Here is a 12,199-nt window from a genome sequence, read left to right on the forward strand (position 1 = left end):
AGAAATGAGAGTTGACGATTGCTTTCGAACAACGATCAACGCTTTTCAAGAGCTAAGGTTATCGTACACCTTCTGCAACACTTCCTTGCACATTTCAATGTCCTTCTGCGACACGCCGGCAAGTGCTTCGTTCAGCGTTTCTTCGGCTAACTGCATGGTTTCTCCTTCCAGCTTCAGCGCTTCCTTCGTCAAGAGAATTTTGTTGATGCGCCGGTCCTTGTCGTGCGCCACACGTTTTACCAAGCCTAATTTTTCAAGGTTGTCAACAAGCCGCGTAATGCTTGGCTTGTCGCGAAAGGTGGCATTGCAAAGCTCCTGCTGGCTGATGCCATCGGCCTTCCACAAATGATACAGAACGCTCCATTGTTCAATGGTGACGGAGATGCCCGCCTCGTTGAATTTCTTTTGCAGCCGCCGCGCAATGGCCGTAGAAGCCTTGCCCGTGATGAAACTGTATAATTCGCCTTTTTTAAAATGGGTTGAAACCATATAGTTGTTTATGCAACTACTTAAAAGTACACCGGAATTTGGAAGCGCCAAATATTTTTTGGGAAAAGTTTTTTAAGCCGTGCCAAAACATGCCACATCGGTTAGAAGCTTAAGGTTGAAAACGTCCGTGCTGGTAGGGAGTGTTTTCAGCAAACTGCTTCAGCGCCGAAAAGATTTAGTTTTGAACCGCATGTGGCTCACGATCATCACCGTTGTCTTTCTCCTGATTTATGCGGCCCTGATTTTTTTTTATTTCGTGCAATGGAACAAGTTGCAGGATTACAAACCCGCGGCGCAAACGCCAGCGGTTTTTGTTTCCGTGATTGTTGCCGCCCGCAACGAAGAAAAAACGCTGCCGCTGTTGTTGAAAGATTTGTCGGAACAAACATTCCCCCAGCATTTATTTGAAGTCATCGTTGTTGACGATTACTCCACCGACAACACGGCCGCGGTTGCAAGCAAGTTTAAGGCGCAAAACATCCGCATAATTTTTCCCGATGCGCCGCCCGGAGCTTCTTCAAAAAAGGCAGCCATCGCTTCGGGCATAAAAAAAACAAAAGGCGAATTGATGTTGATCACCGATGCCGATTGCCGTGTGAGTAAGGAATGGTTGCAAATTATGGCTTCATTCTATAAAGAGCGCAGTGCTGCTTTCATTGCCGCACCCGTTGCTTTTACACACGATAACTCTTTGCTGCAAATTTTCCAGGTGCTTGATTTTATCACGCTGCAGGGTGTTACCGCCGCAAGCGTAAACGCCAACGTTCACACCATGTGCAACGGCGCCAACCTGGCTTATACAAAACAAGCCTTTGAAGAAGTGAACGGCTTTGCCGGCATAGATAAAGTAGCCACCGGCGATGACATGCTTTTGATGCACAAGATCTGGAAAGCTTATCCGCAAAAAGTTTGTTATTTGAAATGCAAAGAAGCCGTTGTGGAAACAACACCCATGCAAAGCTGGAAAGATTTTTTGCTGCAGCGTCGGCGTTGGGCCAGCAAAACATTGGTGTACGATGATTGGCGAATCATTGTTGTGTTAGGCTTTGTGCTGCTTTTTAACCTTTTGCCCTTTGTCCTGCTTGTTGCTGCTTTGTTCAACAAAACTTACTGGATTATATTTTTTTTCTTCTTTCTGGCAAAAACGGTTATCGAATGGCCTTTCGTGTCGTCGGTTGCGGCTTTCTTCGGCGAACAAAAATTAATGCGGCACTTCTTCTTCGTGCAACCGCTGCATGTTTTTTACACGGTGTTTGTTGGCTTGCTTGGCCAGGCCGGAAAATATGAATGGAAGGGAAGAAGAACACGGTAGCGCAGACTTCAATAAATTTTGTCTTCATGGGTAATTTCATTAGAGGCGCATAACAACCCGTGACCTGTTGTTACTATGCAAGAACGGATCTGCCGAAGATGAAAGAAATCTGTCACAAATTTAAAACTCTTCTTGAGCCTATACTTTAAAGGCATAATCAAAACGTAATCTCGCTATCCCGAAAACGGCCTACAATAAACCCTGACAACAACGAAAGCATTTGGCTCTGCAGATTCGTTGGTTTAAAGCCAAAAAGCCGGCTGTCAACGAATGCCCGTTTATTTTATCCTTATAGTTCCTTTTTTTGTGGATCGTGCATTGCATGCCATTACTTGGCTTGCGATCATTCCAATAGCTATGAAGAAAAGATTATACGAAATTGACGTTTTAAGGTTTTTTGCAGCTTTGTTTGTTGTATTCTTTCACTATACAAAATCCGTCTTTAATGAATATGGATTTTACCTGTTGCAAAACGAAGGGATAAACCGTTTTTTGGAGCATGGATTTTTAGGGGTAAACCTGTTTTTTATCATAAGTGGCTTTGTTATTCTTATGTCGTCACAAGGCGTGTCGGCGAGTAAGTTCCTCAAGACGAGAGCAATTCGCTTGTATCCCGCGTTCATACCCATTTGCCTTTTAACTTTTATATGCGCCAGGATTTTCATGCCTGAATATAGCGTTAGTGTAAAAGAGTTGCTTATGAATGTCTCTTTGGTTGGAACAGTCTCTGTTTGGTTTAATGGAAAGTTGGTAAGTGGTGTTTATTGGACCTTATTGGTAGAGATTCAGTTTTATTTCATGATTTATCTCTTGATTTATTTTAAAAAGCTTACGTATATACGTACCTTTCTAATTGCATGGTTGGCTTGTTCGCTGCTCATTAATTTGGGTCAAAGCTATTTTACTCATAACGCCTTGCTCCATAAGTTAAGCTTGGCTTTTGTTGCTGAATATTCTTACTATTTTATAGCGGGTTGTTATTTCTACCTGATTAAATATGATCGAAAAAAAGGCGACTTGGTCATGCCCTTGTTGTGTATGTTCGTTGCTGTTACATGTTCTAAGCTGCATCTTTATAACACCGCATTTGATCTGGCAGGATCTGTTATCATTGCCGTTTTTTTTGGGGTCTTTTACTTTATTTCTTTGAGAGATATCAGGTATTCTTCCAATTTTCAGTTTATAGAAAAGATGGGCAATATAACTTATCCGCTATACCTGATTCATGAAACCCTGGGTCTGATCCTGATTGGTAAATGGAAAAACTATATGCCGGCGCCTTTACTCATGTGCGTTACCGCAATCCTGATGATTTCCATTGCCTATCTAAGTTATTTGTATATAGAGAAGCCTGTCATGAAAAAGCTAAAGGACCTTTTATTTGCACAGCGCAGGTGGCAAGCTGAAAAACAGGAGCCGCTGCAAGCAATGATCGTAGAACAAATCTCAACGCAACACGGTGAGCGGCAGTTAAACTAAAGTCTATTTATCGGTTGATCACTTGCCTTGGCCTTTATATTTGTTTAATGAATCCATCACCATCTTTTTGGCAATCTGCCTGGCAACGGTTGAAAAAAAACAAAGGTGCCATGGCCGGATTGGTGATGATTTTTGTTGCCGTTTTTGTTGCCGTTTTCGGTTATTTTCTTTCGCCTGATCCTTCGCCCTTCGCCAACCGCATTGTTTTGGAAATAGGAGGAGAGAAGCCCGGTTATACAAGAGACTTTCTGCAAGTAAAAAAAGAAACAAAAGGAGAAGCGTCTTTTCTCTCAAGGCTTGTTTCGGGCAAACCCGATGACGTGGATTATATTCCCATCGCATCTTACCAGCAAACAAGCGACAGCGTTATTGCGCAGAAATACATTGACGAAGGCGTAACGGAAAGAGTGGCTTTTGCAAAAGCAGCCCTCGCAAAAGAACCGGTCGCCACCAAGAAATTTTACCTCGGCACCGATAAATACGGCCGCGATATTTTAAGTCGCCTCATCATTGGAACAAGAGTAAGCCTGAGCGTGGGGTTGATAACGGTTTTGATTTCCTTATCCGTTGGCATTTTATTTGGCGCCATCGCTGGTTATTTTGGTGGCCGTGCAGACAACGTGGTGATGTGGCTCATTAACGTTATTTGGAGCATCCCAACCTTGTTACTTGTATTTGCCGTTACGCTTTTGTTGGGTAAAGGTTTCTGGCAGGTGTTTATTGCCGTGGGTTTAACCTTGTGGGTGAACGTGGCAAGGCTGGTTCGCGGACAAATAATGGTGACCAAAGAACTACAGTACGTGGAAGCAGCAAAAGTGTTGGGCTTCTCGCACACGCGAATCATTGCACGGCACATTTTACCCAACATCTTCGGGCCCATTCTCGTCATTGCCGCGTCCAATTTTGCATCGGCCATTGTGATTGAAGCCGGTCTGAGTTTTTTGGGTGTTGGCGTGCAACCACCGCAACCGAGTTGGGGCCTGATGATAAAAGAGAATTACAACTTCATCATTACGCAAAACCCTATGCTGGCGCTGGCTCCCGGCTTTGCCATCATGCTGCTTGTGCTCTCGTTTAATTTGTTGGGAAACGGTTTGCGGGATGCGCTGAATGTGAGAGGAAGAATATAGGAGTCAGGAGACAGGGCTTTGAGGCGCAGAAAGTTCATGAGAACCAATTACCTATTTTGATTCTCCTGAATTCTGACTCCTGACTCCTGTCTCCTCTCCGCCATCACCAACGCTGCTACACACAAATAAAATACGCTGCCTACTTTATCGGTTTCAATCAGATCGCTTAAAAAATTCAGTGTGCATTGCATGAGCAGAATGGAGCCAATGACCGCAACAACCGTTTGCCAAAATTCATCCTTCGTGCTGCCGTAAAATTTTTGTGTGTAGTAGAACATTGTTCCAAATAAAAACAAAAGCAACAGCAGGCCAGGCACACCTTGTTCGATGAGCGCCAGCAGAAAATAATTGTGCACCGTGGAGTGTTCCTTGTTATCACTTACCCACGTTCGGAACAGGGGAACGGTGTAGGATTTGTAGTTTGAATAAAACGTTGTTGGCCCAAAACCCGTAAACCAGTTTTCGCGGCTCATGTTGGCCCCGGCTGCCCAACGATAAAAACGTTCGGCGGTAGAAACGTCTTTGCCCTGATACGTTGCAGCCAGGTGTTCGCTGAAGTTTTGGTGAAAGATGGTGGTGTTGTGATCAGGAGCAAATCGCAGATAATTATCATTGTACCGAAGCCAGGCAACACTAATGGTGACGAGTAAAAGCAAAGCGAGAAAGGTTTTGAAAAGCCATCCTTTTTTTATGAGCCAAAAGCCTGACACGCCAACAAAGAAAGCAAGCCATGCGCCTCTTGAATAAGAAAAATAAAGTGCAGCCATAAGAATAATTAACGCTGCAATAATTGAAGAGCGAAGAACTTTGTTTTTTGTTTGCCTGATGAAAGCAATTGGTAAAGGAGTGATCAATACCAGCAGCGCCGAATAGTTTACATGGTTGCGAAAGAAGGGATGCACGGCATCGTTGACATGGGCAAACCTAAAGCCTAAACCCGCGTGGCGGCAAAGCACCAGCACCGTAGCGGTAAACATGGAAACAAACAAAACGACGGCTGAATTCTTCAGTAACTTTTCATTGTTTTTTAGCAAAAGCGGCAGGGCAACAAAGGCCAAAAGATACCAGGTTTTTGCCGCTAAATACTTTACTGAAAAGAGCGGGTAGGTAGATGCAACAACCGTAATTACCCACCAGCAAAAGCCGGTAAAAAGCAAAAAGAGCAAAGGATGAAAACGCTTTGGCTCATTCATTTTTTTTTGGTTCAACCACAGTACGACGGAGGCAAAAGCCGTCAACAACATCAGCGGCTCGTCGGGCAAATCAGTTCCCAGGCTTTCGCTGAAATGAAACTCTGTTGACCAGGGAATTGAAGCGATCAATGTATAAAAAAGGAGTTGCGGATATTGAAACAAACAAATACTTATCAGCAAAGCCAGCGGTGCAAACAACAGCGCCGGTTCATCCGCATAAGCCGCGGCAAAGCAGCCCAGGAACAAAAGCATTGCGGCAAGGAAGACGATTGTTTTATTGACGCTTGTTGTCATGCCGGTTCTTTGCGACTTTCAACATAAACGGCCAGCAAAAATGAAAACAGCAGCGAAGCCAAGAATGCAAGCAATGCGTTCATTGCCGTCTTCGGCCGGTCGTACCAGGGAGAAGGGCGTGCTTGTTCAACGACGAGTAAAACTTTTGGGTTTGTTTTTACCGCGAGTTCGTATTCGTTTATCAAGCGCAGATAGTCCTGCAGCTCTTTTCTATTTTCATCTAATTGTACCGTTGCTCCGGTAAGCCGTTTGGTGTTTTTCAACAAAGAATCTCTCACAGCCTGCGGATTGAGCGTTTGTATTTCAGGAGCGGTTTTAAAAGCAAGCCCTTCGTTTTCGATGTTGGAGACTTCGTTCAGCTTCTGCGTGTAAGCTTCTTGCAACTTTTGAAGAACGGTTCTGTTATTTTCTGTTTGCAAACGTTCGTGAATGGCGTTGATGGTTTGCATCAAGGCATTGGCAAGTGTTGCTGCCATCTCGTTATCCTTGTCCCATACTTTTACTTTCAATTCGCCGTATCCCGTGCGGCTGATGTCGCTGTTCTTTCGCAGCCGTAAGGCCGCTTTTTCTAACGCATCGTTCGCGGCCCTGTCGAGATTGTAATGCGTTGCAAGGTGTTGTGCAGCCGCTACCGCAAGAAAAACCGTATCGAGTTTTGCCGTGCCTTCAATCTTGTCCAGTTCATCGGCTGTACCGATTTCGGAATAAAGCGTTTCAATATTTTGATTAAAGATGCGGGCTTTGTCGTTTACCATCGTGTTTACCGGCAAAGCTGTCGTTGTGCCGAGATAAAGTTTAGGGCTCAGCAAAGAAGCAATAAGTGCCGCTAATGTGCTGGCAAGCGTCAGCAAAAGCATCAGGCGCCATCGGCGAGCGATTACCAAAAAAAGATCGGGCATAATCAGGAGTTAAGTATAGCAATGAGTTGTTGCAGTCTCGTCTTCTGCAAAAATGCAAATGCGATTGCAAGCAGGCAAGCGCCGACTAAAATAATCCAAACCGCATTACCGGAATTTTTAAGAAGGAAGAACAGCAACCAAAACGCAACGCCGCAAGCAGTGTACAGTCCAAACCATTTTGCGCCGTAGCGCAACGAAAGCTTTTGCGAGGCAGAAAGAAAAAGCAGCAGCGCACAACTGTATTGCGAAGCCAGTGCAGCGATGCAACAACCAAGCGCACCAAGCGAAGGAGTGAGGATGATGTTGAGAGCAATGTTGATTGCAACAGCCCAAAGCAAACTAAAAATAAAAGGCCTGAATGCCGCTCCTGCCGTTAACACCGAGCCGTAAACGTGAACGAGATAATATGCCGGCAAAACTGCGACGCACAAGGCAATAACGCGGCTGTTAAAAGCATCGTTGGTGTGGTAAAGAACGGATTGTAGCCAAGGCGCAAACACAAACGAAAATGTTGCGGCAACGATGGCGATAAACAGCAATCCGTGACGAAGAAACAAGACAACATTTTCAACCCGTTTTGTTTCTTGCCGGTGGCGTGCAACGAAAGGAACCAAAAAAGAAGCGCACAAATAACCCACGGTATTGCCCGCATCCAACAAGCGGTACGCTGCTGCATAAATGCCGGCCTGCCTTGCACCGTCTTTGTGTAAGCGTTCCAGCAAAAAGCCATCGAGGCGGTAATGCGTTGCCATCAGCAAAACAATGAGAAAAAAAGGTGCGCTGCTTTTTAGAAGATGCAACACAGACTGTTGCTGCGCCGAAGAGGCCAACAAACGTTTTTTCATCAGCAAGAAGAATAGAAAGCTTACCGAAACAGCGGTGGCTATTAATTGCAATTGCAGAAAAAGATGAATGCTGATGCGGGCAAAGAAACCATACACCGGGCCAAGGCACAACAACAGCATTAATGTTTTGTCAAGTACTGAGAATAACGCATCGGTTTTATAAAGCTGATTGGCCGTAAGCAATCCGCGCAAAAAAAGAAAGAGCGAAGTCAGGCTTTGAATAAGTAGGAGATAAAAAAGAACCCTTCGTTGTTGAATGCCGGTTATCCACGCAACGAAACAACAAGCAACTGCGTAAAGCAGAAGCAGGAAGAATTTTGTGCGAAGCAACTGCCGTACGCTAACGGAATTGCCCGCAGCTATGCTTTGCGTGAGAAAATTGGAAAGGCCGGCATCGGCAAGAAAGAGCAAAACGTAGGTTAAATTAAACAAGGCGAAATAAACGCCGTAGGCTTCATGACCAACGGCGTTTTGCACTTGCCGGTCAATTAAAAAAATCCACGCGGGTTTGATGAGCAGGTTCAAAAGCAACAGCCAGGAAAGTCCGCTGAAAAACGTTTTCGTTTTCATATCAGGAAGCGGCCACTTTTACGCTGCGGTTCAGGCTTTCTTCCAGCGAGATAAAAGTTTCAGTGCGTTCGATGCCTTTGATTTTTTGCAGCTCGTCGTGCAGTACGTAGCGCAGTTGCACAATGTCCTTGCAAACAATTTCGGCAAAGATGCTGTAGTTACCTGTAGTATAGTTCATGCGAACAATTTCGGGAATCTTTTTCAGGTCTTTTGCCACCACGTCGTACAAGGAACTTTTTTCGAGATAGATGCCGATAAAAGCGATGACATCGTAGCCTAATTTTTTTAAGTCCACGCGATAGTTCATGCCGCTGATGATGCCGGCTTCCTGCATTTTTTTAATGCGCACATGTACGGTGCCAGCGGAAACGAATAATTTTTTGCCGATTTCGGCGTAGGAAACATTGGCGTCGTGCATTAATTGCTGAACGATGCTCAAGTCCAATTTGTCAAGATTCAAAATGGAAGCCATAAAGGAAAGGGATTCTAAAAAATATTCAACACAGGCGCAATTTATTGAATGAAATCTAAATTTTTATCAGCTTGTTTGAAAGTTGTATAAGCCATCCTATTTTTGACTTGTCAAGTTCATTGAAAACAGGGAGTAGTCAAATGTGAGTAGTGAGTAAGTAAAGTCTTCTCATTCGCCATTCGCTATTGCCCATTCACTTTATACACTGTGGGGTGATGAAATTTTTGGCAGACATACCCTCTTGTCTCGGGGGTGGGGATCACAGGACAAACTGAGCGTAGAGCCGACGTTACCATTGGTAAGGCCGACCAGGGTTGACCACTAAACTTTGCGCTTTTGCTAACTGCCCCGTGAAGGTTCGAATCCTTCCCCTACAGCTTTTTTCTCATCATGTGTGTATGTATTAGCCCCGTCGGTCAGCAGCCGCGGGGCTTTTTTATTTCCTTCCGTGAGGCAAATTGACTTCTTACTTGGCAATCTGTAAGTTTTTTGCACGGCAAGCCCACGGCTTATCACGATTGGGCCGCATCTTGGTATCCGATTCTCTCGGCTTTAATTTTTCAAAAGCTCCGCTGCAAGAGATTGAAGATGTTTAATCTGTTCGTAGTTAACAGAGTAAAAAATATTTTTGCCCGCTCTTTCCGCCTGTACCAGTTTGGCATCTCGTAAAACGGCCAGGTGCGATGACACGACGCACTGCTCTCTGCGAAGCTTCACGTAAATCTCTGTTACGGTCATTCGGCCGTGTTTGTGAATAAGTTGCATGATTTTTTGGCGGAAGTCGTGATTGATTGCACGAAAAAATAGCGAGGCATTCTTTAATGAGAGAGCATCAATCTCAAGTGGGTTGGAAACGGTGTGTGACGGCATTGCGATTTCAAGGGTAATGAGTAAAACAAAGGGTAAAGAAAGCAAATGCGTTTTGCAAAAGCAATAAGCGGAAACAATTACACGCCGTCAAAAGCAATTTCCATTGAAATTAATAGGGCCTGGGTAAAAACCCTGGCCCGTTTTTAATCCGTACCCTATGAAAACTATTTGAAAAGTAAAAAGATAAATATTGTGATAAAAACAAAATAGTAAAAATACGGTGAAATGGGGTAAAAGTCCGCTTGTTTGTCCTGTTGACGAGTTCATTTCTAATTCAAGGCACTTTCAAGTGTTCAGTCTTTTAATTGCCGAATCAAAAAATCCGGGATATTTTGTCTTTGAAATGGAGGAAGGTATTATTCTCTCCGCTGCGAATAGAGAAACAAAAACGTCCCTCTTTTTTGGAGGGACGTTTTCGTATTATGTCTAAGGCGTTTGTTTTCTTTGAATGCGTTGTTTTCATCGGACAGTACGGACGCCTTAGCCTCTCAAAGGATTGGATCGGTTTTCAAACAGGAGTTGGATGTGTTTTGGCTTTCTTAGGATTTGGGACCGGTTAGCAACGGCTTTCAACAGGAGTGGATAAAAAAGAAGTTGACTGATATTGGATTTTTGGTTTTTTCAGGATTGTTGGACACTGCGGCTTTCAGCAGGATTTGGATCTTGGGATTGATAACGTTTTCGTACCAATCAACTTCTGCTGCAAAACTACTCCACACCCCAAAACCCCACAAGCGCACATTCGCCCTTTCTGAAACGTATGGTATTTACCGCAGCCATCGTAAGGAAACGAAAACCGTTATCGCAGTTTTACGATGCTTTTTAATCGTTGTATTGGATATAACGCGAAACGCTTAGCCGCAGTAACGGTATAAAACTAAAACAGCTCCATCTTCACAAGGCGGCTGTTTTACTAACCAGGTGTCATCCCGTAAAAACTCTCCAGCCGTTTGCTACAGTCTTTCCGCCCTGTTTCTTCGGCATTACTTTGCCTGCTTTTCCACCGGACGGTGGAATTCTGCGGAAAACTGCACCAGCAACGTTGGTACAGTTTTTCTTTTCTACAAAGCATGAAGACTCTTGTGGCAATGATTGTTTTAATGTTCTCCAGTTTATCGGTTCGAACAAACGAATACACGGTTCGCTCTTTAAACGCAGAAAATAAAATATTCATCATTACCCTTGATGGCTTTCGGTGGCAGGAGATATTTGGCGGCGCTGATTCTGCCTTGCTAAACAACTCTGCTTATACGAGCAATGCAGCCGTGCTAAACGAATTATACGGGGGTCAAACAACCGAAGAAAGGCGAAAAAAATTGATGCCTTTCCTTTGGAACATTGTGGCGCAGCAGGGTGAGATTTACGGAAACCGCAAAAAGGGAAGCTTTATGAACGTGGCCAATCCGTTCGCACTTTCTTACCCCGGTTACAACGAATTGCTCACCGGCAGCGTTGACATCAGTATTTTCAACAACGGCAAAACACCCAATCATAATTCAACGTTATTAGACGCTTTAAATGCAACCGCCACCTACCGCGGAAAGGTTGCCGCCTTCGCCTCCTGGGATGCCTTCCCGTTTATTCTGAACAAAGAAAAAAGTTCTGTCTTTATCAACAGTGGATTTGATGAATTGACGAAAAGTAATTTAAGCGCAACCGAGGCGCTGATTAACTCAATGCAGAACGAAGCAGACGACCAAAAAACCACCCGCTACGACGAACTCACTTATCTTGCCTGCAGGGAATACATTCAGAAGAAAAGACCCGCCGTTGTTTTTTTAAGCTTTGGCGGAACAGACGAAGCCGCACATCAAAAAAAATACGATCAATATCTGCAACAAGCGGCAAATGCCGACCGCATGATTGGCGAGCTTTGGCAATACCTGCAAACTCTCCCCGAATACAAAGACAAAACAACTTTTCTCATCACTACCGATCACGGACGCGGCGCTTCTACCGGCAATTGGTACACGCACGGCATTCTTGTAGATGGCTCTTCGCAAACCTGGATGGCTTTGCTGGGACCTGCAATTCCGCAGCTTGGCGAGCGGAGGGCCAGCCGTCAGCTTTACCTAAAAAACGTGAAAGAACTGGCGATGAAAATTCTGGCGCAGCCGTAAAAGAAACGGCAGACTTTACACAACCAACAGAAGTTTGTTCACGCAAATTCGCCCTGCCCTTCTGTTCAATCTGCTTCAACCGGCATAAATTTTTCGGCCTTTTGTAAAAAAGCTATGCGGTCGAAAAAAGAGAAAGCAGAAATAAAAAAGTTGCCGTTAAAGAAAGAACCGATGAATGAACTGCGCCGCCAACATCCGTTTGAAACGGACAGCCAGATACAAAACCGCTACGGCGAGGGCCGCGAAAGAAGCGGCTCTGACGGTACGAATCAGGACGGGGCCAGTAATCATTAGATTTCTTTATCAATATTTCAGAAACCCGTTGAAAGGAAATTACTTGCAAAAAAAAAGCAAGAAAGACTCTCGCCGGACAGTGAATTCATCAACCAGTCACAGCTTTAACGGCATTGTTTGAAGCAGGAATATGAATCTGCCTGGTGGTTGAAAATCTGTTGATAAACCTCCACAGATAAGCTCCTTAATAAAACCATTTCTGTTCCTGAGTTTGATTGTAAACGGGCATTAA

At 44.4% G+C, this 12,199-nt stretch carries 11 protein-coding genes; 5 read left to right on the forward strand and 6 right to left on the reverse strand.

The window, feature by feature from the left end:
* Window positions 1-45: 45 nt before the first annotated feature.
* A complete protein-coding gene (locus FSB75_RS17305) occupies window positions 46-489 on the reverse strand; it encodes a MarR family winged helix-turn-helix transcriptional regulator (RefSeq protein WP_146790063.1) in 444 nt (147 codons plus the stop codon).
* A 190-nt stretch (window positions 490-679) separates the two neighbouring features.
* Here FSB75_RS17305 and FSB75_RS17310 point away from each other — a divergent pair, with 190 nt between their 5' ends.
* The 3 genes from FSB75_RS17310 to FSB75_RS17320 all read left to right on the forward strand — a co-directional run bounded on the left by FSB75_RS17310 (window position 680) and on the right by FSB75_RS17320 (window position 4,410).
* Window positions 680-1,801, forward strand: coding sequence for a glycosyltransferase (locus FSB75_RS17310; protein ID WP_227990947.1), 1,122 nt, complete (start codon window positions 680-682; stop codon window positions 1,799-1,801).
* 270 nt (window positions 1,802-2,071) lie between these two features.
* Complete coding sequence (locus tag FSB75_RS17315; protein WP_146790068.1) at window positions 2,072-3,280, forward strand: acyltransferase family protein; 1,209 nt, start codon at window positions 2,072-2,074, stop codon at window positions 3,278-3,280.
* A gap of 47 nt (window positions 3,281-3,327) precedes the next feature.
* Window positions 3,328-4,410 carry an ABC transporter permease gene (locus FSB75_RS17320; protein WP_146790070.1) on the forward strand — a complete coding sequence of 361 codons (1,083 nt, stop codon included), beginning with the start codon at window positions 3,328-3,330 and terminating at the stop codon, window positions 4,408-4,410.
* Window positions 4,411-4,457: 47 nt separating this feature from the next.
* On the opposite strand, the gene FSB75_RS17325 is transcribed toward FSB75_RS17320, so the two are convergent.
* The 5 genes from FSB75_RS17325 to FSB75_RS17345 all read right to left on the reverse strand — a co-directional run bounded on the left by FSB75_RS17325 (window position 4,458) and on the right by FSB75_RS17345 (window position 9,553).
* A complete protein-coding gene (locus FSB75_RS17325; protein WP_146790072.1) occupies window positions 4,458-5,897 on the reverse strand; it encodes an O-antigen ligase family protein in 1,440 nt (479 codons plus the stop codon).
* Window positions 5,894-6,796 (reverse strand): GumC domain-containing protein, encoded by a 903-nt coding sequence (locus tag FSB75_RS17330; RefSeq protein WP_146790074.1) that lies wholly within the window; start codon window positions 6,794-6,796, stop codon window positions 5,894-5,896. The genes FSB75_RS17325 and FSB75_RS17330 overlap by 4 nt, the downstream gene beginning before the upstream one ends.
* A gap of 2 nt (window positions 6,797-6,798) precedes the next feature.
* The gene (locus FSB75_RS17335) at window positions 6,799-8,211 is read right to left on the reverse strand and encodes a lipopolysaccharide biosynthesis protein (RefSeq protein WP_146790076.1); all 1,413 of its coding nucleotides are present in this window, start codon (window positions 8,209-8,211) and stop codon (window positions 6,799-6,801) included.
* A gap of 1 nt (window position 8,212) precedes the next feature.
* A complete protein-coding gene (locus FSB75_RS17340; RefSeq protein ID WP_146790078.1) occupies window positions 8,213-8,683 on the reverse strand; it encodes an Lrp/AsnC ligand binding domain-containing protein in 471 nt (156 codons plus the stop codon).
* Window positions 8,684-9,235: 552 nt separating this feature from the next.
* Entirely contained in the window at window positions 9,236-9,553 is a 318-nt protein-coding gene (locus FSB75_RS17345) for an ArsR/SmtB family transcription factor (protein WP_146790080.1), read from the reverse strand.
* Between the two features lie 1,070 nt (window positions 9,554-10,623).
* Here FSB75_RS17345 and FSB75_RS17350 point away from each other — a divergent pair.
* Window positions 10,624-11,673: an alkaline phosphatase family protein gene (locus FSB75_RS17350; RefSeq protein WP_146790082.1), complete on the forward strand. Its 1,050-nt coding sequence runs from the start codon at window positions 10,624-10,626 to the stop codon at window positions 11,671-11,673.
* A 114-nt stretch (window positions 11,674-11,787) separates the two neighbouring features.
* Complete coding sequence (locus tag FSB75_RS17355; RefSeq protein ID WP_146790084.1) at window positions 11,788-11,967, forward strand: hypothetical protein; 180 nt, start codon at window positions 11,788-11,790, stop codon at window positions 11,965-11,967.
* The last annotated feature ends 232 nt before the right edge of the window (window positions 11,968-12,199 follow it).

Source organism: Flavisolibacter ginsenosidimutans, assembly GCF_007970805.1.
GTDB lineage: Bacteria > Bacteroidota > Bacteroidia > Chitinophagales > Chitinophagaceae > Flavisolibacter > Flavisolibacter ginsenosidimutans.

Bases quoted from the DNA above. Each gene is read 5' to 3' on its own strand.
- FSB75_RS17305 (WP_146790063.1), bottom strand. From the start codon at position 489: ATGGTTTCAACCCATTTTAAAAAAGGCGAATTATACAGTTTCATCACG.
- FSB75_RS17310 (WP_227990947.1), top strand. From the start codon at position 680: ATGTGGCTCACGATCATCACCGTTGTCTTTCTCCTGATTTATGCGGCC.
- FSB75_RS17315 (WP_146790068.1), top strand. From the start codon at position 2,072: ATGCCCGTTTATTTTATCCTTATAGTTCCTTTTTTTGTGGATCGTGCA.
- FSB75_RS17320 (WP_146790070.1), top strand. From the start codon at position 3,328: ATGAATCCATCACCATCTTTTTGGCAATCTGCCTGGCAACGGTTGAAA.
- FSB75_RS17325 (WP_146790072.1), bottom strand. From the start codon at position 5,897: ATGACAACAAGCGTCAATAAAACAATCGTCTTCCTTGCCGCAATGCTT.
- FSB75_RS17330 (WP_146790074.1), bottom strand. From the start codon at position 6,796: ATGCCCGATCTTTTTTTGGTAATCGCTCGCCGATGGCGCCTGATGCTT.
- FSB75_RS17335 (WP_146790076.1), bottom strand. From the start codon at position 8,211: ATGAAAACGAAAACGTTTTTCAGCGGACTTTCCTGGCTGTTGCTTTTG.
- FSB75_RS17340 (WP_146790078.1), bottom strand. From the start codon at position 8,683: ATGGCTTCCATTTTGAATCTTGACAAATTGGACTTGAGCATCGTTCAG.
- FSB75_RS17345 (WP_146790080.1), bottom strand. From the start codon at position 9,553: ATGCCGTCACACACCGTTTCCAACCCACTTGAGATTGATGCTCTCTCA.
- FSB75_RS17350 (WP_146790082.1), top strand. From the start codon at position 10,624: ATGAAGACTCTTGTGGCAATGATTGTTTTAATGTTCTCCAGTTTATCG.
- FSB75_RS17355 (WP_146790084.1), top strand. From the start codon at position 11,788: ATGCGGTCGAAAAAAGAGAAAGCAGAAATAAAAAAGTTGCCGTTAAAG.